This window comes from Micromonospora sp. NPDC049114 (assembly GCF_040648635.1).
Classification (GTDB): Bacteria; Actinomycetota; Actinomycetes; order Mycobacteriales; family Micromonosporaceae; genus Micromonospora.
Window position 1 is genome coordinate 1,498,496 of record NZ_JBEZEA010000001.1, and the last position, 23,540, is coordinate 1,522,035.

The 23,540-nt window shown below is 71.2% G+C and carries 20 protein-coding genes; 10 read left to right on the forward strand and 10 right to left on the reverse strand.

The window, feature by feature from the left end; all coding sequences use genetic code 11:
* Positions 1–557: 557 nt before the first annotated feature.
* Positions 558–2,405 (reverse strand): chromosomal replication initiator protein DnaA, encoded by a 1,848-nt coding sequence (dnaA, locus tag AB0B39_RS07175; RefSeq protein WP_357491709.1) that lies wholly within the window; start codon positions 2,403–2,405, stop codon positions 558–560.
* A gap of 630 nt (positions 2,406–3,035) precedes the next feature.
* Between dnaA and rpmH the strand changes: the two genes are divergently transcribed.
* The 9 genes from rpmH to AB0B39_RS07220 all read left to right on the forward strand — a co-directional run bounded on the left by rpmH (position 3,036) and on the right by AB0B39_RS07220 (position 11,747).
* On the forward strand, positions 3,036–3,173 hold the full coding sequence (rpmH, locus tag AB0B39_RS07180; RefSeq protein WP_007453904.1) for a 50S ribosomal protein L34: 138 nt from the start codon (positions 3,036–3,038) through the stop codon (positions 3,171–3,173).
* A 34-nt stretch (positions 3,174–3,207) separates the two neighbouring features.
* Positions 3,208–3,624, forward strand: coding sequence for a ribonuclease P protein component (rnpA, locus tag AB0B39_RS07185; RefSeq protein ID WP_357491711.1), 417 nt, complete (start codon positions 3,208–3,210; stop codon positions 3,622–3,624).
* On the forward strand, positions 3,621–3,914 hold the full coding sequence (gene yidD, locus AB0B39_RS07190; protein ID WP_007453899.1) for a membrane protein insertion efficiency factor YidD: 294 nt from the start codon (positions 3,621–3,623) through the stop codon (positions 3,912–3,914). The genes rnpA and yidD overlap by 4 nt, the downstream gene beginning before the upstream one ends.
* Positions 3,911–4,897, forward strand: coding sequence for a membrane protein insertase YidC (gene yidC, locus AB0B39_RS07195; RefSeq protein WP_357491713.1), 987 nt, complete (start codon positions 3,911–3,913; stop codon positions 4,895–4,897). The genes yidD and yidC overlap by 4 nt, the downstream gene beginning before the upstream one ends.
* A 213-nt stretch (positions 4,898–5,110) precedes the next feature.
* Entirely contained in the window at positions 5,111–5,725 is a 615-nt protein-coding gene (locus AB0B39_RS07200; protein WP_357491715.1) for a R3H domain-containing nucleic acid-binding protein, read from the forward strand.
* A 203-nt stretch (positions 5,726–5,928) separates the two neighbouring features.
* Positions 5,929–6,639, forward strand: coding sequence for a 16S rRNA (guanine(527)-N(7))-methyltransferase RsmG (gene rsmG / locus AB0B39_RS07205; protein WP_357492089.1), 711 nt, complete (start codon positions 5,929–5,931; stop codon positions 6,637–6,639).
* A 255-nt stretch (positions 6,640–6,894) separates the two neighbouring features.
* Complete coding sequence (locus AB0B39_RS07210; RefSeq protein WP_357491717.1) at positions 6,895–8,214, forward strand: AAA family ATPase; 1,320 nt, start codon at positions 6,895–6,897, stop codon at positions 8,212–8,214.
* A 27-nt stretch (positions 8,215–8,241) separates the two neighbouring features.
* Complete coding sequence (locus AB0B39_RS07215; protein WP_357573712.1) at positions 8,242–9,273, forward strand: ParB/RepB/Spo0J family partition protein; 1,032 nt, start codon at positions 8,242–8,244, stop codon at positions 9,271–9,273.
* Positions 9,274–10,739: 1,466 nt separating this feature from the next.
* Positions 10,740–11,747 carry a hypothetical protein gene (locus AB0B39_RS07220; RefSeq protein ID WP_357573713.1) on the forward strand — a complete coding sequence of 336 codons (1,008 nt, stop codon included), beginning with the start codon at positions 10,740–10,742 and terminating at the stop codon, positions 11,745–11,747.
* Positions 11,748–11,838: 91 nt separating this feature from the next.
* Here the strand turns inward: AB0B39_RS07220 and AB0B39_RS07225 are convergent, their stop codons facing one another.
* Both AB0B39_RS07225 and AB0B39_RS07230 read right to left on the reverse strand, forming a co-directional pair.
* Positions 11,839–12,840 (reverse strand): D-alanine--D-alanine ligase, encoded by a 1,002-nt coding sequence (locus AB0B39_RS07225; protein WP_357573714.1) that lies wholly within the window; start codon positions 12,838–12,840, stop codon positions 11,839–11,841.
* A 7-nt stretch (positions 12,841–12,847) separates the two neighbouring features.
* Entirely contained in the window at positions 12,848–14,161 is a 1,314-nt protein-coding gene (locus AB0B39_RS07230; RefSeq protein WP_234588687.1) for a PLP-dependent aminotransferase family protein, read from the reverse strand.
* 283 nt (positions 14,162–14,444) lie between these two features.
* Here AB0B39_RS07230 and AB0B39_RS07235 point away from each other — a divergent pair, with 283 nt between their 5' ends.
* Positions 14,445–15,110: a GNAT family N-acetyltransferase gene (locus AB0B39_RS07235; protein ID WP_234588686.1), complete on the forward strand. Its 666-nt coding sequence runs from the start codon at positions 14,445–14,447 to the stop codon at positions 15,108–15,110.
* Positions 15,111–15,123: 13 nt separating this feature from the next.
* Here the strand turns inward: AB0B39_RS07235 and AB0B39_RS07240 are convergent, their stop codons facing one another.
* The 7 genes from AB0B39_RS07240 to murJ form a co-directional block, all read right to left on the reverse strand.
* Complete coding sequence (locus AB0B39_RS07240; protein WP_234588685.1) at positions 15,124–16,287, reverse strand: N-acetylmuramoyl-L-alanine amidase; 1,164 nt, start codon at positions 16,285–16,287, stop codon at positions 15,124–15,126.
* A gap of 170 nt (positions 16,288–16,457) precedes the next feature.
* On the reverse strand, positions 16,458–16,781 hold the full coding sequence (gene trxA, locus AB0B39_RS07245) for a thioredoxin (RefSeq protein ID WP_007453873.1): 324 nt from the start codon (positions 16,779–16,781) through the stop codon (positions 16,458–16,460).
* A 31-nt stretch (positions 16,782–16,812) separates the two neighbouring features.
* Positions 16,813–17,763, reverse strand: a complete 951-nt coding sequence (gene trxB / locus AB0B39_RS07250; RefSeq protein ID WP_234588684.1) for a thioredoxin-disulfide reductase — start codon at positions 17,761–17,763, stop codon at positions 16,813–16,815.
* A 182-nt stretch (positions 17,764–17,945) separates the two neighbouring features.
* Positions 17,946–18,935, reverse strand: a complete 990-nt coding sequence (locus tag AB0B39_RS07255; RefSeq protein WP_357491725.1) for a hypothetical protein — start codon at positions 18,933–18,935, stop codon at positions 17,946–17,948.
* Positions 18,932–19,636: an RNA polymerase sigma factor SigM gene (gene sigM / locus AB0B39_RS07260; RefSeq protein WP_357573715.1), complete on the reverse strand. Its 705-nt coding sequence runs from the start codon at positions 19,634–19,636 to the stop codon at positions 18,932–18,934. Before sigM ends, AB0B39_RS07255 begins: the two co-directional genes overlap by 4 nt.
* 43 nt (positions 19,637–19,679) lie before the next feature.
* Positions 19,680–21,287, reverse strand: a complete 1,608-nt coding sequence (locus AB0B39_RS07265) for a protein kinase family protein (RefSeq protein ID WP_357491729.1) — start codon at positions 21,285–21,287, stop codon at positions 19,680–19,682.
* A gap of 446 nt (positions 21,288–21,733) precedes the next feature.
* Entirely contained in the window at positions 21,734–23,491 is a 1,758-nt protein-coding gene (gene murJ / locus AB0B39_RS07270; RefSeq protein ID WP_357573716.1) for a murein biosynthesis integral membrane protein MurJ, read from the reverse strand.
* Between the last annotated feature and the right edge of the window lie 49 nt (positions 23,492–23,540).

A 23,540-nucleotide genomic window follows, 5' to 3' on the forward strand; every position in this document is an offset into this window, starting at 1 on the left:
CGCACCTGTGCAAACTGTGGAGAACTCGGGTCTGCGCAGCTCAGACAGGTTATCCACCGGTGAGTTGGCTGTGGAGAACCGGGGGTACAACCGCCTCGTGTGTCCACAGCCCGGCGACGACGGCCAGTTGTCCACCGTTGTCCACCGGTTGTCCACCGGTAATCCACCGACTTTCTCCCCATGCCTGTGGACGACCAAGAAGATCACCATTGCCGTTGTCCCCAGAACCTTCAACAGCTCGTACACAGGTCCATGATCATCGGTGGACAACGCAGCCGTTGTCCCCAGCCGTCCACAGCGTCGTCCACAGGGTTTCTCCACAGCCTGTGGGTAACTGGCGGAGGACGGACCGTAGTTATCCACCGTCGGTGGATAACGAACTGTGGACAACGAGCGAGTATCAAGGTGGTCACGGGGTCGATCCTGTGGTCTGCACCATGTCGAGGGTCAAGCCGAAGCCGTCCCGAGAGGCGGCCCGAGGCCCCTCGGAGACGAAAAAAGAACGCCCGGCCGGATCTCCGGCCGGGCGTGTCCACCGCGTCGTGCGGGCGTACCCCTCAGGTGTTCTGCTTGATCCGGTTGGTCAGCTCGGCGATCTGGTTGTAGAGCGAGCGCCGCTCGGCCATCTGCTGCCGGATCTTGCGGTCCGCGTGCATCACTGTGGTGTGGTCCCGGCCGCCGAACGCCTGCCCGATCCGGGGCAACGACAACTCGGTCAGCTCCCGACACAGGTACATGGCCACCTGGCGGGCGTTCACCAGCACCCGGGAGCGGGACTGGCCACGCAGGTCCTCCAGGCTCACGCCGAAGTAGTCGGCAGTGGAGACCATGATCTGGTCCGCGGTGATCTCCGGGCCGGCGCCGTCCGGGATGAAGTCCCGGAGCACCTCCTCGGCCAGGGACAGCTCGACCGTCGACCGGGTCAGGCTCGCGAACGCGGTCACCCGGATCAGCGCGCCCTCCAACTCCCGGATCGAGTTCGACACCCGCGAGGCGATGAACTCCAGCACGTCCGGCGGGGCGTACAGCCGCTCCTGCGCCGCCTTCTTCTGCAGGATCGCGATGCGCGTCTCCAGATCCGGTGGCTGGATGTCCGCGAGCAGGCCCCACTCGAAGCGGGTCCGCAGCCGGTCCTCCAGCGTCGCCAACTGCTTCGGCGACCGGTCCGAGGTGATGACGATCTGCTTGTTGGCGTTGTGCAGGGTGTTGAAGGTGTGGAAGAACTCCTCCTGCGTACGCTCGCGGTTCTCCAGGAACTGGATGTCGTCGATCAGCAGGATGTCGACGTCGCGGTAGCGCCGCTGGAACGCGCTGGTCTTGTCGTCCCGCAGCGAGTTGATGAAGTCGTTGGTGAACTCCTCGGTCGAGACGTACCGCACCGACCGGGCGTTGCCGAGCGTCGTGGCGTAGTGCCCGATCGCGTGCAGCAGGTGCGTCTTGCCCAACCCCGAGCTGCCGTAGATGAACAGCGGGTTGTACGCCTTCGCCGGCGACTCGGCCACCGCCACGCTCGCCGCGTGGGCGAACCGGTTGGACGAGCCGATGACGAACGTCTCGAACATGTACTTCGGGTTCAGCCGGTTGCCGCCGGTGTCGGCGCCGGGCAGGCGGCGGTCGTCGCGGCCGCCCGCGCGGTGTTCCATCCCACTGCGGCCCGGACCGCTGTCCGTCGCACCGTCACGGGGCAGCGAACGGATCACGTGCTGGTCCCGGGGGGACGCGGCGTCCTCGCGGTAGCGGGGCTCGTACGGCCGGGTGTCCGGGCCGGGCGGGTCGAGGCGGGCGGCCTGCTCGTCGTACCCACGCCGCTCGGGTGCCGGTCGGGGCGACCGCATCGGCTCGACGAAGGCCGCGCTGAAGAGGGCCTCCTGCCCGTCCCGACTGGCGGGGATCAGGCCGGACCGGTGCCCGTCGACGGCCGGAGCGGGAGGCGGGCCCGCCGGCTGCGGCGGTACGGCGGTCGCGGGCGGGCGCTGCTGCTCACCGATGGCGTCGTCGGCGGCGGGCCGTCCGCTGTACTCGTCGGCCGCGGGCCGTCCGGTGTACTCGTCGCCGAGCGGGGCGGACGGCGGGTCCTCGACGTCGAGCAGACCCGGCTCGGGAGTGCTGCGGTAGACGGTGCCGGCCGGGCGTCCGGTGGCGTCCTCGGCCACCCGCACCGTCACGGCCACCTGGATCGGCCGGCCGAGCCGGCGGGTCAGCGCCTCGGTGATCGCCGGGCGGAGCCGCGACTCGATCACGTCCCGGGTGAACGCGTCCGGTACGGAGAGCAGCGCGGTGTCCTCGACGATCGCCCGGAGCCGGGTCAGCCGGAGGTAGGCGCGCTGCTGGGCGGAGATGATCTCGTCGGCGAGCTCGTCGGTCGCCGCCAACCACACCGCGGCAAGGTCGGTCGTACCGGCCACCGTCGTGCCACCCCCTCGCCTCTGCTCCCGGCCGCCGCTGTCTGCCAGCCGGCCGTCCCGGGCCCGCCGCGTGCGCGGGTGGAACAACACCCACCCGGACAGCTGACCAGCGGTCGTCCACAGGTTATCCACAGCCTGTGTACCGACCGATTGTGGTCGCCCGCCGGGCGCGGGTGGGACCTGCCCCCTGCCTGGACGTGCGCTGAAGCGGGTTCACCGTGCCGAACGATTCACCAGCGTGTCCGGTCTTGCCTGCGCGCGACGACCGGAGCTTCCGACGCTCACCGCAATCGGGCACGGTAACAGCGTTGTCCCTGCCCCATCAACCGGCGACGCGGCAGCGGCCTTGTCGGCATCAGCGAAAAGCGCCCCTTCGGTCCCGGGCGCGTCCCGATGTCCCCCGCTGTGGGTGTTTGACGGTCATTGCACCCCTGCGTAGGCTGGAGCGGCTGCTCTCTCGTCCTCTGCTAGGGTGATGGGTGCTTGCTGTCCGCGGTCGCATCCCCGCACCTTTGAGGTTCGGCTCCGCAGGGCAGCACCGATCGGTGGCCACCGTCGAGGTGGCCTGGACCACCCCACGACCCCGGCGATCCCGTCGCGCGGGGCGCGTACGAAAACGGAGAGCCTGACGTGAGCAAGCGCACCTACCAGCCGAACAACCGCCGGCGCGCGAAGACCCACGGCTTCCGGCTGCGCATGCGCACCCGTGCCGGCCGTGCCATCCTCTCGAGCCGCCGCGCCAAGGGTCGCACCACCCTGTCGGCCTGAGCCGACCGGGCCGGTCCGGGGGACGTGGGCAGTCGTGCTGGCCGCCGCACAGCGACTGCGGCGTAGCACTGACTTCGCCGCAGCGGTTCGCGGTGGCCGACGCGTCGGCCGAGGCGCGATCGTGGTCCACCTGACCATGCCGTCGACCACCGGGACCAGCACAACGACCTCGCCGGAGCCGGCGCGGGACACCGTTGCGGAGCAGCCCTCCGCGCCGGCCCGCGCCGGCTTCGTCGTGTCCAAGGCCGTCGGCAACGCGGTGGTCCGTAACAAGGTCCGGCGTCGACTGCGGGCGTTGGTCCGGGAGCGGCTCGGCGCGCTGCCCGCCGGCAGCACCCTTGTCGTCCGGGCGCTTCCCGCCGCGGCTGACGCCTCGTACCCCCGGCTCGCCACGGACCTGGACTCCGCCATCGCGGTCGCACGGACGCCCCGGGAGAGGCGGTCCCGGTGAGCACCGACCCGACCGCCACGCGCCCGACGTCAACCGGTGCCAGGGTGCTGATCGCGCCCATCATCGCGTACCGTCGGTGGATAAGTCCGGCACTGCCGGCCCGCTGTCGGTTCTACCCGTCGTGCAGTGCGTACGCCCAGGAGGCGGTGGCCCGGCACGGCGCGCTCCGGGGAGCCGCGCTGGCGGTCCGGCGGTTGTTGCGCTGCCACCCCTTCCACCCTGGTGGACATGACCCGGTGCCGGAGCCGGGCGGTCGCCGCCGTGCCGATGTGACTGGAGCACCGAATTGAGTCTCGACTGGATCTACTACGCGATTTCGTGGATCCTGCTGACCTGGCACTCCGCCTGGGACGCCATCGGGGTGCCCGTCGACGCGGTGATCGGCACCAACTTCGCCTGGATCCTGGCCATCGTCTTCCTGGTGGTCTCCGTCCGGGTGATCCTGTTCCCGGTCTTCGTCAAGCAGATCAAGTCCCAGCGGGCGATGCAGGCGCTGCAGCCCAAGGTCAAGGAGCTGCAGGAGAAGCACAAGGGTGACCGGGAGACGCTCCAGAAAGAGATGATGGAGCTGTACCGGAAGGAAAAGGCCAACCCGCTCATGGGCTGCCTTCCGATGTTCCTCCAGATCCCCGTCTTCCTCGGCCTCTTCCACGTGCTGCGCCGCCTCGACCCGGCCAAGCAGAGCAAGACGCTCTACGGCTGGACCGTCGACCAGTTCGACAGCGCGTCGAACGCCAAGCTCTTCACCGCCCCGATCGCCGGCAAGTTCGGCTCCAGCGCCGACGAGCTGGCCCGTCTCGGCGCCAACGGCACCACGGTCAAGATCATCGCCGGTGTCCTGGTCCTGGTCATGATCGCCACCACCTACCTGACCAGCCGCCAGATGATCCTCAAGACCGGTTGGGCCGAGGACCCGCAGCAGCGGATGATCCAGCGACTGATGCTCTACGGCATCCCCGCGTCGCTGTTGATCTCCGGCTCGATCTTCCCGATCGGCGTCATCATCTACTGGGTCACGAACAACCTCTTCACGCTCGGGCAGCAGCAGTGGGTGCTGAGGAAGTTCCCGCCGCCGGTGACCGCCAAGAAGGCAGCCGCTCCCGCCGCCACTCGCGGGCCGGTGCAGCCCGCCAAGTCGGGCGGCCTGTTCGGTCGCGGCAAGGCCGCCCCGGTGGCCCCGGTCAAGGCGACCGCCCCGAAGGTGGCGGGCCCGAAGCCGGGCGCCAAGCCGGCCAACCCGAAGAAGAGCCGCCCGGCCAAGCGGCAGGGCTGACCCCCGTCGGGCCGCCGTCGGGCAACCGACGGCGGCCCGACCCCGCACCGCGCAGCCGCCGTACGGCCGGCGCCGGGCGGAACCGACCGCGCAGGCCGCGGTCACGGGCGACACTGCCCGTACAGACGTGCCCGTGGGCACCGGCGACCTCCCGCCGGCCCCGGGAAACCAGCGGACCCGACGGTCCGGCCGAGCGAGTACGGAGATGAGACCGTGACCGAGACCAGCATCCCCCGCGCCGAGCAGTCCCTGGACGAGGAGGAGACCGCGACGCTCGCGGTGGACGGCGACGACACAGAGGCCGACGAGGTCGACGGCGACGAGACCGAGGCCACCGCCGGTGGCCGTGAGAAGAAGTCCGTGGGCGAGTCCGACCTGTTCCGGCAGAGCGAGATCGCGGCCGACTACGTCGAAGGGCTGCTCGACATCCTCGACTACGACGGCGACATCGACGAGCTGGTCGCTGGCGGCCGTCCGGTGGTCGAGGTCGTCGGTGCCCGACTGCAGAACCTGGTCGGCCAGCGCGGCGCCACCCTGGAGGCGCTCCAGGAGCTGACCCGGCTCGCCATCTTCCGGCAGACCGGTACGCCGAGCCGCCTGCTGCTCGACGTCGGCGGCTACCGGGCGAACCGCCGTAAGGAACTCGCCGCCGTCGCCAAGAACGCCGTCGAGAAGGTCAAGGAGTACGGCGAGCCGGTGCGCCTGGAGGCGATGTCCGCGTTCGAGCGCAAGTGCGTCCACGACGTCGTCAACGCCATGGCCGGCGTGGAGAGCGAGTCGGAGGGCGTCGAGCCCAACCGTCGCATCGTCGTACGGCCGGCGGACTGACTCCGTTGACCCACGACGACACCACGGCTGACACCGTGACCGGCCCGGGCGGCACGCCGTCCGGGCCGTCCGCTGTCCGGCGTACCACCCCCGGCACCGACACCGACCCGACGGGCTACGACCCGTCCTCCGCTGTCCCCGTTGACGGTTCGCCACCGGCGGCTGCCTCGACCGAGGGCACACCGTCGCCGTCGGACGTCGCGCTGCCGCCCGAGCTGGCACCTGCCGCACTGACTCTGTTCGGTGACCGGCTCGACCTGGCCGCCGCGTACGCCGAAATCCTGGCCACCGACGGCGTGGTCCGCGGTCTGATCGGCCCGCGCGAGGCGCCCCGGATCTGGGACCGTCATCTTCTCAACTGCGCCGCGGTGGTCGAGCGCATTCCGACCGGAGCGAGCGTGCTCGACGTGGGCTCCGGCGCCGGTCTGCCCGGTCTGGTGCTGGCCATCGCACGCCCCGACCTGACGGTCACTCTGATCGAGCCGCTGGCTCGGCGGACGTCGTTCCTGATCGAGGTCGTCGAACGGCTCGGCCTGACCCGGTCGGTACGGGTGTTTCGTGGCCGGGCCGACGAAGCCGCCAGCGGATCGAGTGGCCGGGAGCCGATCAGCGGCGACGTGGTGACGGCCCGCGCGGTCGCACCGCTGGACCGGCTGGCGACCTGGTGCCTCCCGCTCGCCGTGCGCGGCGGGCGGCTGCTGGCACTCAAGGGATCGTCCGCCGCCGCCGAGGTCGAGGAGCACGCCGACGTCGTGGCGCGGCTCGGTGGCGGGGAAGCCGCCGTACACCTCTGTGGGGTCGGCGTGATCGACCCGCCCACGACCGTGGTGGAGATCGTCCGCGAGCGGATGGTCGGTCCGGCCCGCCCGGCCGCCAGCAAGCGCTCCCGGGGCGGGCGAGCCCGACGCCGCTGACCACCGCGCCATCGGGCGTCCGGTCGGAGGGTTGCCTCGTTGTACCGGTACGGATGGACGAGGGAATGAGAACCCGACGTGGACCGGCCGCGCCCGTCCGCCGTAGGCTGACCGCGCGTCGATAATGTGGAGCGGCCGACGGACGTCGCGGACTCCGACCGCTCCCGAGGGGCCGTACGCTCCGGGGTGCGAGCGCGGGTGTGGCCAAGTTGACCGGGGCGCGGACCGACCATCCGAAGCGGGCAGGGATGACAGGTGCATGACGACGGCAGGTACGACGATCCACGCGTGACCGGGTCAACCAGCGACCCTGTTTCACGTGAAACCGACTACCCCAGCTGGTCGCCCGGTGCCACCGGGGCGTCCACCCCTCCGGCGGACAGCGATCCGCTGGCATCGCGGGACGACCCGGCGGTTCATCCCGCCGGGCTGGAGACTCCCGAGCCGACGGCTGGTCGTCGAGCATCGGACGGACCCAGCCGACCGGTCAACGCGGCCGAGGTGCGACAGCCGCTCGGCCGGCGGAACACGGCTGCGGCGGTTCGCTTCGAGCCGGCGGTGCCGCACCAGCCGACCGCCGCGGCGGCACGCGATGCGGCACCGGTGGTCCCGGACGTACCGGTCGCGTCGACCGAGTCGCTGGCCGCGGTAGCGGCCGACCCCACGTACGTTTCACGTGAAACCCCGACGCGCGAAGAGGATGACCCACCGTTGGCTATGGAGGCGATGCGCGCCGTGCAGATCCTGAATCCCAGTGGCGAGGTGACCATGCCTCGACCGGACCGGACCCGGGTCATGTGCGTCGCCAACCAGAAGGGCGGCGTGGGTAAGACCACGACCACTGTCAACCTCGCGGTGGCGCTCGCCCTGCACGGCAACCGGGTGCTCGTGGTCGACCTCGATCCGCAGGGCAACGCCTCGACGGGCCTCAACGTGCCGCACCACACCGGCATCCCCGACGTGTACGACTGTCTGATCAACAGTGTGCCGCTCTCCGAGGTGGCGCAGGCGGTCGAGGGCATCCCCAACCTGTGGTGCGTACCGGCCACGATCGACCTCGCCGGCGCGGAGATCGAGCTGGTGTCGGTGGTGGCGCGGGAGTCGCGCCTCGACCGCGCGATCGCCGCCTACCCGGGCCAGTTCGACTACGTCTTCATCGACTGCCCGCCGTCGCTCGGCCTGCTCACGGTCAACGCCCTGGTCGCCGCGCAGGAGGTGCTGATCCCGATCCAGTGCGAGTACTACGCCCTGGAAGGGCTCAACCAGCTGATCAACAACATCAACCTGGTGCGGCAACACCTCAACCCGAAGCTCGACGTGTCCACCATCCTGCTGACCATGTACGACAGGCGTACCCGCCTCGCGGACGCGGTCGAGCAGGACGTCCGGAACCACTTCGGCGACAAGGTCCTCCAAGCGGTCATCCCCCGCAACGTGCGGGTCTCCGAGGCACCCAGCTACGGCCAGTCGGTGATGACCTACGATCCCGGTTCGCGGGGCGCCACGAGTTACTTCGAGGCTGCCCAGGAGATCGCCGAGCGGGGCGTCAAGGAGCCGGTGGGCCGGAATGCGTAGTGGGGACAAGTCGCTGGGAGGCGTGGCATGAAGAACCGTCCTCGGGGTGGTCTGGGACGGGGCCTGGGGGCGCTCATCCCGACCGGGCCGGTGCCGGGTGCCGCCGGCACCGTGACGGCCGAACCGGAGAACGGGCACGTTGACGTCGACGTCGATGACGGGGGGACAGTCGGGCCCCAGTCGACGGCTTCCGTCGTGCCGACCGTCCAGCAGCCCGAGTCCACGCTCAGTCCCGTTCCGGGTGCCCGGTTCGCGGAGATCCCGGTCGACGCGATCGTGCCGAACCCGAAGCAGCCCCGCCAGGTCTTCGACGAGGAGGCGCTGGAGGAACTGAAGACCTCGATCCAGGAGGTCGGCTTCCTTCAGCCGATCGTCGTGCGCCAGCTCGACGACGAGAAGTACGAGTTGGTGATGGGTGAGCGCCGTTGGCGGGCCGCCCAGGCGGTGGGCCGGGAGAACATCCCGGCGATCGTCCGGGACACCCGTGACGACGCGATGCTCCGCGACGCGCTGCTGGAGAACATCCATCGGGCCAACCTGAACCCGTTGGAAGAGGCCGCCGCGTACCAGCAGCTGCTGGAGGAGTTCGGTGCCACCCACGAGGAGTTGGCCCGCCGGATCGGCCGCAGCCGGCCGCAGATCTCCAACACGATCCGGCTCCTGAACCTGCCGGCCCAGGTGCAGCGTCGGGTTGCCGCGGGCATCCTGTCCGCCGGTCACGCCCGCGCGCTGTTGAGCCTCGACGACTCGGAGGCCCAGGAGCAGTTGGCGTTGCGGATCGTGGCCGAAGGGCTGTCCGTACGGGCGACCGAGGAGATCGTGGCCCTCACCCTGAACGACGGCTCCGCGAAGGGCCAAGCTGCCAAGCGGCGTCCGAAGCCGCACGCGCCCGCGCTGTCGGATCTCGCCGATCGGCTGTCGGACCGCTTCGACACCCGGGTGAAGGTGGACATCGGCCGGAGCAAGGGCAAGATCACGATCGAGTTCGCCACGGTGGACGACCTGGAGCGGATCGTCGGCATCATCGGCGTTCCGCAGGAGGAGGAGACGGAGGACTGAGCCTCCCGTCTCCACTCACGGCCGCGCTTCCCCTCGGGTGCGCGGCCGTTCCGCATCCGTCCTCGTTTCACGTGAAACGGCATCGCTCATCCAGCGGCCAGGAACCGCTCCTCTCGACTGGCCGGGCCCACCCGGCTTCGGCGTTCGGCTGGGACGCCGGCGCCGTGCCGGGCGGCGGGGCACGAACGGTGCCGTCTCGGTGCGGCTGATGAGGGTTCGGTAGGCCGGGATGGCCGATGTCGTCGCCGGCGCGATGCTCCAGACCGAGGCCGGGACGGTCGGCACGTCGGCGGGGCAGTGCCCAGACCTGGCCGGGATGGCGAACACCACAGCGCGGGGCCCCTGGGCTTCGGCCGGGATGGCGGACACCCGGCGCGGCGCCCCTGGGCTTGGGCCGGGAGGCTGGGCACCTTGGCGGCGCGCTGTCCAGCGCAAGACCGGGATGGCCGGCACCTGGCGGTACCGATGCCCACAACTGCTTCGTGATGGTGAGGTCTCGGCGGCGCGGTATCCGGACCAGCGGCCGGGAAGGTAGGTCCTCGGTGAGGCTCTGGACCTGTTGGAGCGCATCGGGGAGCAGACGACGCTTGGCCGGCGCGGTGTGCCGAGAGGCTCAGGCGATCTTCGCGGCGTGACAGCGTGGTCCTGGAACCGCAGGAGTCGTGAGGCCGGAAGCCGAGTGCCGACTCGGCGGAACCAACGTGGGCCGGCCGCGAATGTCAGTAGGAGCCCACGCCTGCGAGGTCGCGGGAGTGAGCGCCGACGTCTGCGCCACGGCCACGAGGGCTCGACCGTTGCGAGGTCGACGGGGGCCCGCCCGCTCCCGTGTCAGCGAGGGGCAGCGTCGAATCGCCTGCGGCTGAGCGCGTGGAACCGGCACACCGTCGGCGCGCGGAGTCCGGGAGGGCCAGCCCGGAGGCTGATGACCTCCACGAGCGACGAGAGCGCTCGCGGAGCAGTAGGTCGACCTGAGGCACCCTTCTCGGTCTTCGGGGCGGCAGCGGCTCACTGAGAGGGGCGCAGTGGGGCATCTGTTCGTCTGCCCGGAAGGGCGTTCGCCGCAGGACCGCTTCAGAGCGATCCCGTTTCACGTGAAACGGCGACCGCTCGGCACCGTCCGCGAGGCCACGGGCACGCCGCCGAGGCCCCCGTCCCTCCGAGCGAGACCACTCCGACACCCCTTCATCAAGATGGTGACGACGGGGTGCGCCAGCAACGACTGAGGGGCGGAAAAGTTATCCACACCCGTTGTCCACAGGTACCCCTCGTTTCACGTGAAACCCCGCGTGAAAGCGGGTGCCAGCCTGTGGATGACGGCCTGTGTTCGCGATCTCGGCAGCCTGTGGATATCGCTCTGGCGGTCTGCGTCGACGGGAGCAGCGATTGACGAAGAGCACTGATCGGAAGGGCCGGGACCTGTCGAACAGGTAGGGACAGCGGTCCCAGACTCGGTTAGGGTCAGCGTCGTGCACGACACCCCTCCCTCAGTCCCGGACTTCACCCAGTGGCCCTCGTTCCCCTTCGAGGGCGACCTCCGCGTGAAGCAGCTCGACGACCCGGTCCCGGTCGAACCGCCACGCAAGGGCGAGGGCCTCCGGGAATGCACCGCCTGCAACGCGCCGGACGACGCCTACATCTGGGTGGGAGAGCGATGGCGGGTCCGCGCCATGGACCGGCCGACCGGCCTGCCGATGGTGCTCATCCTGGAATCGCGGACCCACCTCGACCTGGGTGACCTGCCGAATCTGCTCGCCGCCGAGCTGGGCGTGATGACGGTACGTCTTGAGCGGGCCATCCGGTCGTTGGACGGCGTGGCGCGGGTGCACGTCAACCGATGGGGCGACGGCTCCGCCCACCTGCACATGTGGTTCCTCGCTCGACCGTACGGCCGGCTTCAGTTGCGGGGGACCTTCCTGTCCCTGTGGGATTCGATCCTGCCGCCGATCTCCGAGGAGCAGTGGCGGGAAAATCTGGCGCTCGTCGCTGCCTGGCTCGCCGAGTTCGGTGGCCGGCCGTTGGCCGAGCCGCCTCGCATCCAGTGGCAGGCGCCGTCGAGCCTGCTGGCCCAGTCCGCCGCGGCGGCGGCCCATGCCGCAGCCGCCCAGGAGGAGACCGTGTCGGTCATCGAGGCGGCCGAGGAGATTCCGGAACCAGCAGTCGAAGGCAGCCCCGACGCCGCCGATGCTTCCGCCCCCGGCGCTGGCGGGGACGTGGGCGGCGGCCCGAAGGCCCCGGTCCTGGACGCCAACCGGGGAGCCGCGCCCTCCGACGAGCCGGCGACCGACGTCGAGGCGGCGTCCACTGCCGCGTCGACGCCCTCCGACAGTCCGGCAGCCGAGGCCGTGGCCGATCCCGAGACGGCCCCCGAGTTAGCAGGCCATGAGCACCGCCCGGTCATCCCGGCTCCGCGCAGCGCCCCCACCATCGTCACCGACGACGGGCGCATCCCACCCGACGTGCGCACGACGCGCTGACCGTCGGTTCGGCAGTGGGTCGGCGAGAGGTCCGCGCGTAGGACACCCGCCGACCCACGGCCGCGGGCCGTGCGACGGGTCGAGGCCAGAGTCAGGCCGTGAGACGGGCGGCGGCCCGGGTCACCAGCGAACCCAGGAGGCGGCCGAAGTCCAGGCCGGCGGCCTGGACGGCCAGCGGCAGCAGCGACGTCTCCGTCATGCCGGGCGAGACGTTGACCTCCAGCACGTGCGGCTTGCCGGCGGCGTCCACGATCACGTCGACCCGGGACAGGTCCCGCAGACCGAGCGCGGTGTGCGCGGCGAGAGCGACCTCGGCCACCGACGCGGCCACCTCCGGCTCCAGCCGGGCCGGAGCGTGCCACGTGGTTCGACCGGCGGTGTAGCGGGCGGCGTAGTCGTACACGCCGTTGCGCGGCACGATCTCCACCGGCGGCAGCGCCTGCGGGCCGTCCCCGAGGTCGATCACGGAGACCGCCACGTCCATGCCGGGCACGTACCGCTCCACCAGGGCCGTCGAGTCGTACGCGAAGCAACCGACCATCGCTGCCGGAAGTGACGCGGCGTCCCGGACCACCGCGGCGCCCAGACCGGAGCCGCCCTGCGTCGGCTTGACCATGAGCGGAAGACCGAGCCGGTCGGCGATCCGGTCCAGCACGGCGACCGCCCCCAGTTCGGAGAAGCGGTCGTGCGGCAGGGCCACCCAGTCGGGAGTGGGGATGCCTGCCTCGCGCAGGACCGCTTTCGCGGAGGGCTTGTCCCAGGCGAGCCGGGAGGCCCGGGCGTCACAGCCGACGTACGGGATGCCGCACAGGTCCAGCACCCCCCGCAGCGAGCCGTCCTCCCCGGTGGCGCCGTGCAGGGCGATCACCACCGCGTCCGGTGGGTCGGCCGCGAGGGCGGGCAGGAGTGCCACGTCGGCATCCCGCAGCTCGGCCTCGACGCCTACGGCACGCAGAGCGTCGAGCACCCGACGACCGGAGCGCAGCGACACGTCCCGTTCGTAGGAGAGCCCGCCGGCGAGCACCAGCACACGCAGGTCGGCCGCGACGGCGGAATCGGTCACGGAGAAGCGCTCGGCAGCGGTCGTACCCATGCCGGCATCATGCCAAGTCGGGACCCGGCACGTCGGAGCCGGGCCGGCCCCGACGGCCGGCGGCACCGCCCACGGCACCGAAGACACGGCGCGTCGCGATCTCCTGCTCCATGACGCCGGCGAGTCGGCGGACGCCTTCGCGGATCCGCTCCGGGGGCGGGAAGCTGAAGTTCAGCCGCATGGCGCCGGTGCCCGTGCCGTCGGCGTAGAAGCCGGTGCCGGGCACGTAGGCGACCCGGGCGGCGATGGCGCGCGGCATCATCGCCTTCGAATCGAGCCCCTCCGGCAGGGTGGCCCACACGAAGAGGCCACCGGCCGGGGTCGTCCAGCTGGTGCCCTCGGGCATCAGATCGGCCAGCGCGTCGAGCAGCGCGTCGCGGCGTTCGCGGTAGACCTCGCGGTAGACCTTGAGCTGTTGCCGCCACGGCATGGTGCCGAGGTAGGTGGCCACGGCGGCCTGCGCGTAGCCGCTGGGGCAGAGGATCTGCGCCTCGCTCGCGATGACCAGCTTGTCGCGGACCGCGTGGGGCGCCAGGATCCAACCGACCCGCAGGCCGGGAGCGAACGTCTTGGAGAAGGTGCTGAGGTAGAAGACACCGTCGCGCCGCCGGGCCCGCAGCGGCGCCGGGGCCTCACCCTCGAAACCCAGCTGGCCGTACGGATCGTCCTCGATCACGAGCAGGCCGGCGCGCTCGCAGATGTCCAGCACGCGTTCCCGGCGCTCCTCGCTGAGCGTCACGCCGGCCGGGTTCTGGTAGGTGGGGATGGTGTAGAGGAACTTGACCCGCCGGCCGGTACGCGCGAGGTCGGCGATCGCCGTCTCCAACGCCTCGGGGATCAGCCCGTCGGCGTCCATCGGCACGTGCACCACCTGCGCCTGGGCGGCCTGGAACACCCCGAGGGCGCCGACGTACGTCGGGCCCTCCGCGAGCACCACGTCACCGGGGTCGAGGAAGAGGCGGGCCACCAGGTCGAGCGCCTGCTGCCCGCCCACCGTGACCACCACGTCCTCCGGTGAGGCACCGCACGCGGCGTCGATCCCGGAGAGCGACATGACCTCGCAGATCCGCTCGCGCAGCTCCAGGGTGCCCTGCCCGATGCCGTACTGCAGGGTGGTCACCCCGTGCTCGGAGCCGAGGCGGCCCAGCATCTCGCCGACCGCGTCGAGCGGCAGCGCGGCGATGTACGGGGCGCCACCGGCGAGGGAGACGACCTCGGGTCGACTGGCCACCGCGAAGAGTGCTCGGATCTCGGAGGCGGTCATCCCGCGTACCCGCCGGGCGTACCGGTCGGTGTAGTCGTCGAGTGTCGTGCCGGTCATGACCTCACCTCGATCGCTGCTCGGGTGGCTCCCGCCCCGGGTACCCCGCACGCTCCTGACCATGGCGACGGGACACCGATTGTCGATCCTAGTCGGCCGTGACCAGGCTGCCGCCGTGCCGGGACGGATCGACCACATGGCGGACGTCCCCGGTGTGGTGGGCATTTGCGCGTCCCCTCCCGTCCGGTCGATCGGCGGCGTACGATCGCTCGTCGGGGGCAGGAAGGCGGCACTGTCGTTCCATGCCGGCCTCACGACCGAGCCTATTGTGGGGATGCGCCATATGTCGCGACGTCTGGTCAGCCTGACCCTCGACACGCTGGAGGACCTTCCGCGCCCCTGCCGCCAGTGCGTCTACTGGGAGCTGGATCCGGTCTCGGCCGATCGGGCCTGCGCCGCCGGCGACCCGGGCCTGGAGAAGGAGGCGTGGGTCTCCCAGACCCTGCTGGAGTGGGGCTCCTGCGGCAAGCTCGCGTACGTCGACGGCATGCCGGCGGGCTTCGTGATGTACGCCCCGCCCGCCTACGTGCCCCGCTCGATGGCCTTCCCGACGTCGCCGGTCTCCGCCGACGCCGCCCTGTTGATGACCGCCAACGTGGTCGCCGCGTTCGCCGGCGGCGGGTTGGGTCGCATGCTGGTGCAGGGCGTCGCCCGGGACCTGACCAAGCGGGGGATCAAGGCGATCGAGGCGTTCGGGGACGCCAAGTTCGGTGACGCGGACGATCCGGCGGGCGGGTGCGTGGCGCCGGCCGACTTCTTCCTCTCCGTCGGCTTCAAGACGGTACGTCCGCATCCCCGGTTCCCCCGACTGCGCCTCGAACTGCGTACGGCCCTGAGCTGGAAGTCCGACGTCGAGTACGCGCTGGAGAAGCTGCTCGGGTCGATGAGCCCGGAGACCCTGCTCCGGCCGGTCCGGCCCGCCCCGGCCACCCGCTCCACCAGCGGCTGACGCGGCACGGTCGTCAGTCGACCACCGTGCCGGCGGTCACCACCGCGCGCAGCTCGCTGACGTCGAGGGAGCCGGTCGGCACGTCCCGTTCGATCGGGTAGTACATCCGCTGCACCGCGGCCACGATCGCCTCCACCACCCGGTCCCGAAAGCGGGGGTCGACGAGCCGGGCGCGGTCCACGGGCGAGGTGAGGTAGCCGACCTCGACCCGGACCGCCGGCATCCGCGTCAGCCGCAGCAGGTCCCACGCCTTGGCGTGCGTACGGCAGTCCCGCAGCCCGGTCCGCGCCACGATCTCCCGCTGCACCAACCCGGCCAGCCGCTCACCTGTCGCCGACGTCACCCCGTTGTCGGTGCCGTAGTGGTAGGTCGCCACCCCTTCCGCGTCCGGGTTGGCGTGCCCGTCCAGGTGCAGCGAGATGAAGACGTCGGCGCCGAGCGAATTCGCCAGCAGCGCCCGGTCGGTGTCCGGCAGGCACTTGTCGGGCGCGGGACCGCGGGTGAGCTGAACCCGCACCCCGGACGCGGCGAGCCGCCCCTCCAACCGGCTCGCCAGGTCGTGTACGAGGTCCGCCTCCGTCCAGCGCAGCGGCCCGTCCGGCACCACCATGCCCGGATCGGTGCCACCGTGGCCGGGGTCGATGACCACCGTCTTGCCGACCAGCGCCGGCCCGGACTGGCGGATCGCGTCGGACTCGCGCAACCACTGGGGGCGGCCGCCGACGACCTTGCGACCGATCCGGCGCAGCGCGTCCATGGTGTGCGGCCCGCAGGAGCCGTCGGGGGTGAGCCCGACCTCGCGCTGGAACTGGGCCACCGCACGGGAGGTCCGGATGCCGTAGATGGCGTCGGCGCGGCCGACGTCGTACCCCATCTCCAGCAGTCGTTCCTGCAGCGACCGGACGTCCTCGCCGGTGAGCGGCTCGGGGATCGCGTGGTAGAGGGTGCGGGCGCCGAGCCGCCAGCGTGCGGCGTCCAACGCGCCCCAGGTCTCCGAGCCGACCCGGCCGTCCACGCTGAGCCCACGGGACTGCTGGAACGCCCGGACCGCGCGCTCGGTGTCCAGGTCGAATTCGTCGGTGTGCGGACCGGCGGCGGCGAGCAGGTCGAGGCCGGTGAGGATGGTACGGATCTCCGTGACCGCGGGTCCCCGGTCTCCGGCTCGGATCGGACGCACGCACGACCCCCTCTGCACGAATCTGGCTGGCCGGGCGGCCCCGGCTTGAGGTTATGCGCTCCGGGGCGGCCAGGTGGCTCGGCCTGGAAAAACTCCGTCCGTGCCGACCGGGGAGACAGCGAACCCCGCACCCGACGAGCGGGTACGGGGTTCGGTGGTGTCTCTGCGGATCAGAGGGCCGACTCGATGAGCCGGACCAGCTCGCCCTTCGGCTTGGCGCCGGCGATCGACTGCACGGGCTGGCCGTTCTTGAAGACGGTGAGGGTCGGCACCGACATGACCCGGTAGGCCCGGGCGGTCTCCGGGTTCTCGTCGATGTTGAGCTTGACGATGGTGACCTGGTCGCCCATCTCGCCCGCGATCTCCTCGAGCAGCGGCGACACCTTGCGGCACGGCCCGCACCACTCGGCCCAGAAGTCCACCAGCACCGGCTTGTCGGCCTGCAGCACGTCAGCGACGAAGCTCGCGTCCGTGACCGCCTTGGTATTTCCCACTATTGCCCTCCTCCGGGATGTGTTTCCTGTTTCAGCTGAGCGTCGCGATGAACCGCTCGGCGTCGAGCGCGGCGGCACAGCCGGTGCCGGCCGCGGTGATCGCCTGGCGGTAGGTGTGGTCGACCACGTCACCGGCGGCGAAGACGCCGGGCACGCTCGTCCGGGTGCCGGGCGCCTGGACCTTCACGTAACCCTCGTCGTCCAGCTCGACCTGGCCCTGGAAGAGCTCACTGCGCGGGTCGTGACCGATGGCCACGAACACGCCTGTCACGTCGAGCACCTTGGTCTCGCCGGTGTGCACGTTGCGGACCCGTACGCCGGTGACCTTGCCGTCGGCGCCCAGGACCTCTTCGACCGTGCTGTTCCACTCGACCTTGATCTTGTCGTTGCTCAGCGCCCGGTCGGCCATGATCTTGCTGGCCCGGAACGAGTCCCGCCGGTGGATGATGGTGACCGAGTCGGCGAAGCGGGTGAGGAAGCTGGCCTCCTCCATCGCCGAGTCACCACCGCCGACGACGACGATGTGCTGGTTGCGGAAGAAGAAGCCGTCACAGGTGGCGCACGAGGAGACACCGTGGCCGAGGTATTCCTGCTCACCCGGCACACCCAGCGGACGCCAGGCCGAACCGGTGGAGAGGATGACGGAGCGGGCCCGGTAGGCGGTCTCGCCGACCCACACGGTGCTCACCGCGCCGGAGCCGGCGTCGCCGGTGTCGACCAGCTCCACCCGGGTCACGTCGTCGGTGAGGAACTCGGCGCCGAACCGCTCGGCCTGCTTGCGCATGTTGTCCATCAGCTCGGGGCCGAGGATGCCGTCGGCGAAGCCCGGGAAGTTTTCCACCTCGGTAGTGGTCATCAGCGCGCCACCGGACTGCACGCCCTCAATGATCAGCGGCTTCAGGTTGGCGCGCGCCGCATAGACCGCCGCCGTGTAACCGGCCGGGCCGGAGCCGATGATGATCAGGTTGCGGACCTCGTCCACTGCCGTCTCCCGAGTTGTGTGTGTTCGGCGTCGGCGCGCGCACCGATGCTGATCCGAGTGCCGACGCCTGGGGGGTGCCGGCAGCTGACTTCCAGAACGTCATCGTACGAAGCGGGGATTCCCGAGCCGGGCATCCGGTGGGTCACGTCACGTGGACGCACATCGCACCGATGACCGCGGATTCACCCTACCCGCGACGAATACCGGCTGTCCGAGCCGGACCCGGGTACACCACACTCGGGGCCGCTCACCCACGCCCAACGGACCCCCGTCGCGTCGGTGAACCGGATGACCAGCGCCTGCTCGCCCTGGAACCGTGCGTAGTCGATCACCTCGACGACCAGCGGGGCCGAGCCGTGCTCCGCCGCCACGGCCGACAGGCAGCCGGTCAACGCCGCCTCGCCGCTCAGCCGGGCCAGCTGGTCCGATCCGTCAGGGGCCGGCCGTCGACCCCCTTCGGCGTCCACCCCCTGCTGCTCGCTGCGGCCGTCGCTGCCGTTCCCCAGCAGCGGCGACGGCCGTGTGGTCGCCGTCTGGCCGAGAGTCTGCGGGGTGTAGTCGGTTCCGCTGTGCAGCGCGGGCCCGGAGGTGCGGGCCGCCCCGGCCGCTGCCGCACCTGGTGCGGCGGCCGGGCGGTCCATGGCGCCGCTGTCCGTGGTGTTCGTCGACAGTTGCGCAAGGCCCAGACCGACAGCGACGACAGCGACAGCCGCGGCGGCCACCGGAGTGACGGTCCGAGCCCAGCGGCGGTGCCGGCGACCCGGGCCGGTGGCTCTGCCGCGCCCCGACTCGGTCGGCGACGGGCCGCCGGGGCGACGGCCGCCCTGCGCCGGGACACTGACCGGCGTCGCGGGAGCAGTCAGCTCGGGCGAGCCGGTGGCGCCGCCGAGGGTGGCCGGGGCGTCGTCAGTCGGGGTGTCGGCCGCGGCCAGCGCGGCGGAGATCCGTTCGGCGACGGCCGGGGGCAGCTCCGGGGAGGGCTCGGCCCAGCGGGCCAGCTCGGCGCGGACCTGCGTCACCGCGGGAGCAAGCAGCGCGTACGCCTCTGCCCACGCCGGCTCCGTGTCGACCAGCCGGGCGATCCGGGCCTGCTGTGGTGTGCCGTCCAACGCGCCGCCGAGGTAGTCAGCGAGCAGGTCGGTGTCGACCTCCCTGAACCCCTCGTTCGTCACGCGTCCTCCTGGTTGGCGTCCTGCCGGTACCGAACCGACCCTGATCCGACGCCCTCGGCCGGGCGCGGGTTCCCCGGCGTGACGCCGGGCACGTCCGCGTTCCGTCCGGCCGGGGCCGGCTGCGACGGCGTCGCCGGCCGCAGGTGCCCGAGCAGCACCGCCAACCGTGCCCGCCCCCGCGCGCAGCGGCTCTTCACAGTCCCCTCGGCGACACCGAGGATGCGGGCCACCTCGGCCACCGGGTAACCCTGCACGTCCACCAGCACCAGGGCGGCCCGCTGCTCGATCGGCAGCGCGGCGAGCGCGGCGCGGACGACAAGCGCCGTGTCGTGGTCCTGTGCGGGCGCGGCCGGCTCGACACCGCCGGTGCCGGATCCGTCGCCGGACCGGTTGCCGTCGGGTAGTGGCACGGTGGGGTGCGCCTGCCGGCGTCGGATCCGGTCCAGGCAGGCGTTCACCACGATGCGGTGCAGCCACGTGGTGACTGCGGAGTCGCCACGGAAACGGCCAGCCGCCCGGTGTGCCGACAGAAGGGCGTCCTGGAGGGCGTCGGCGGCCTCCTCGCGGTCGCCGAGCGTCCGCAGGGCCACCGCCCAGAGCCGGTCGCGGTGCCTGTGGAACAGCACCGCGAAGGCGTCCCGGTCACCGGCGACGTGGGCGCGCAGCAGCTCGAGGTCCGTTGCCGCGTCGCGCCCGTCCATCACCACGTCCAGCGGATGCGGTGCCCGGGTCGTGCTGGCCGGATCACGAACCCTGGACCGTAATCTCCTGCACGCCGAGCCGGAAGCCGTCCTCGTCGCCGATGGCCGGCAGCTCGGTGAACCAGAGCAGCAGGTAGCGGTACTTCTGGTCGGCGTTGAAGCCGTTGAAGGTCATCGTGGTGCCGTCGTGCTCCTTCAGGACACCGATCTCGGTCTTGTAGTTCGCCACCATCTGCTTGTCGCCGCCGGAGGTCGACGGGTAGGTGGTCGTGCCGGCGAGCAGCTTCGCGGTGGCGCCTCGACCGGAGAGCACGGCCTGCACCGACTTCACCGTGTGCGGCGAGCCCAGGTCCAGCCAGACACCCATGCCGGCCTTGAGGTTCCCGTACGTGGCGTTCGGGTAGCGGTCGGTCTCCCAACCCTTGTCGTTGTCACCGTCGATGATCTTGTCGGCGCCGCCGAGTTCGTCGCGCTTGCTGCTGTCCGGGTCGATGATCCGGATGCCCTGCACGCCGAGGTTGCGGACCGTGGCGGCCGCCGGGGTGGCGTCGCCGGCCGGAGCGCTGGCGGTGGGCGTGGGCCCGGCGGTGTTCTGCGGGTCCTTGTCGCCGTCGCCGAGCGCGCTGATCCCGATGAGCAAACCGACCAGGGCGACCGCCAGCAGGCCGGCGATGCCGATGGCGACCTTGCGACCACCGGCCGCGGCCAGCGGCGACGGCTCGTCCTCGGTGTCGGCGGCGAAGCGCAGTGGCCCACCGTTGTCGAGGTAGTGCTCCTCCTCGGTGGGCACGTCCAGCCGGGCCAACTCGGCCGCCAGCACGTCGGACGACGGCGGCGCGATCTCGGCGTCGAGCAGATCCATGGTCAGGTCGTCCAGGTACGCGGGCACCCCGGCCCGAACCTGGCGGGGTGCCGCGAGGGTGCCCCCGGCGTCCCGGACCGCGTCCGGGATGGCGGCCCGACCATGGCCGGCGGTGGCGCCGCGCAGCGGTGCCTCGGCGTGCGGCCAGTGACCGGTCAGTGCGAAGTAGAGGACGCCGCCGACCGCCCGGATGTCACTCTCCTGGCTGTCGTCGCCGTCGGTGCGCGCGTCGGCCAGGACCACGCGACCCTCGTCGCTGATCATGACGGTGCCGGGGTGGACGTTGCCGTGCACCATTCCGGTGGCGTGCACCGCGGCGAGCGCGCTGGCGACGGCGTTGCCGATCGCGGTGGCCCGTGCCGGGTCCAACGGACCGTCGGCGGCCAGGTCGCGCAACGACTGACCGTCCACCCACTCACGGACCACGTACGCCCGCTCGGCCTCGTCGATGGCGTCGTAGACGCCGACCAGGTTGGGGTGGATGACCCGGCTCGCCGCGACGGCGGCCTGGAGCATCTCGGTGGCGGAGTCGCCACCCGGGTAGCGCAGCACCACCGCGACGGGGCGGCGCAGGATGACGTCGACCCCGCGCCAGACCAGCCGACCCGCGCTGTCGTTGTTGATGTGCTCGACCAGCTCGTAACGCTCGGCGAGAATTTCACCGGCCGTGGGAGCACCGAAGGTCATGACCGGAGGAGCGCTCTCGTCCGCCTCCTGACCCTCGCCGACCTGGGTCACCCGTCCTCCCTCGGTGATCGTGTCGATCGATGGACCCGCACTGCTGGGCATGTGGCTTCCCGCTCTGCCGTCGAAGGAACCGGCCAACCGGTGTCGACGCGCAGCGTCGGCGCCTGCCGTACCCGTCGAGAGCGACCTTACCCGGGTTGCCCGTCTCCCCGACATGTCATCTTCTTGCCGTACCCGGCGGGGTGCCGGGAGTCGGGGAAGTCGTCCGGTTACGACCGTTGTCAGCCACGTTGCTGGCACATGTACTAGCCAATCTACGGCTTCACCGCAAGTGACCGACGTTGGGGCTGGACCTGGCGTGGTGCCCTCCGCCAACCGCCTGTTCCCGCCGATCGGGCGACCACGCTCAGCCGTACGGCTGGTTATCCACAGGCCGATCCGGTTGCTGACCGGCGAATCGCGGAGTTATCCACAGGTGCGTCCCCAGCCTGGTGATCCGCTGTCACGTTCCGTGTGGCTGTGACTCTCGGTTGCCCGTCTTCTTGCGCTCAGCGACCGAGGCGGCGGCGGACCATGCCGACGACCTCGGTGATCTCCCCGATCCGCAGCACCGTGGCGAGACCGAGGTACGTCCCGCCGATCACCGCGCCACCGATGACGAGTTGGACCACGGCCTGCATCCAGCTCGGCGTGTCGCCCCCGGGCAGCAGGCTCACCACCAGCAGGCCGACCAGGGCGGAGCCCAACGCGGCCACGACGACCCGGCCGAGGGTACGCAGGATGGCGCCCATCCCGATCCGGCCGACGCGGGGCCGCAGCAGCCAGGCGGAGGCGAACGCCGCCGCCAGGTAGGACACGGCGTTACCGATCATCATCCCGGCCGCCGCGAAGTGTGCGGCGAAGGCGACGTAGAGCACCACCTGCACCCCGATGCGCAGCGCCACCACCGGAATGTTGATCAGCGCCGGGGTGCGGGTGTCCGGCAGGGCGTAGAAGGCGAAGGTGAAGAGCTGACTGATCGCGAACGGCACCAGCGCCAGCGCCGCGAGCAGCAGCACCAGTGAGGTGTCGGCGGCGTTCTCGTCGGTGAACGCGCCGTAGCGGAACAGCGTCACGGCCAGCGGGGTGGCCAGCACCGCGTAGCAGACCGCGATCGGGGCGAGCACCGCCGAGACGGTTCGGGTGCCGCGGGACAGGTCGGCGGCGACGTCGGCGTACCGGCCGTCGGCCGCCGCCGCGCTCATCCGGGGCATCAGCGCCGTGATGATCGAGACGGCGATGATGCCGTGCGCCATCATCAGCAGCAGGAACACGTTGTTGTAGATCAGTGGGCCGGCGGCGTTCTCCTTACCGGCCCGGTTCAGCAGGTTGAACAGCACGATCAGGCCGACCTGGCTGACCGCGACGTAGCAGAACATCCAGCCGCCGAGGCGGCCCAGCTCACGCAGCCCGAGGGTGCGGAAGTCGAACCGGAGCTTCCAGCGGAAACCGACCTTGCGCAGGGCTGGCAGCAGCCCGGCGGCCTGGATGGCGACACCGAGCAGGGTGCCGCCGCCGATCAGCAGGATCCGGCCGGTGGTCATCTCGTCCGGCTTGACGATCGTCGCGCCGAAGATCGCGATGTAGAGGCCCGCCGTGGCGATCACCACGATGTTGTTCAGGATCGGCGCCCACATCGGGGCGGCGAAGTGCCCCCGGGTGTTGAGTACCGCGCTGATCAGCGCGCTGAGGCCGGTGAAGAAGATCATCGGCAACATCAGGTAGGACAGCGCCGTGACCAGATCCCGGAAGTCGGCTCCGGTCTTCTTACTGGCGTAGAGCGAGGTCAGCACGGAGGCGAAGGCCACCGCCACCAGCGCCGCCGCGGCCAGGGCCAGCACCGCGAGGGTCAGCAACCGCTGGGCGTACGCCTGGCCGCCGTCGCTGTCGACCTTGCGCCGGCGCACCAGAACCGGGATCAGGACACTGGTGAGGATGCCGCCGAGCAGGAACTCGTACACCATCCCGGGCAGGATCTGCGCGGTCGTGTACGCGTCACCGACCAGCGCGCCGCCCAGCGCGGCGGTCAACGCGAGCGTGCGCAGGAAGCCCGTACCCCGGCTGACCAGGCTGCCGACCGCCATCACCGCGCTGTTGGCCGCCGCGCTCGCCTCGCCCACCTGCTCCTGCGGCGGGGCGGTCGACTCCATGGCCGGCTGGTTCAGTGGTTCGGCCGAAATGAACGTGGCGCCGTCGGAGGGGCGGACGTTGGCTCCCGCACCGCCGTCCCGCGCGGCGTTCGCGCTGCGGTAGAGCCCGCCGCTCATCTCCAGCCTCCCAGGGGTACGTCGAGCCGGGCGCCGACCCGCACGTCAC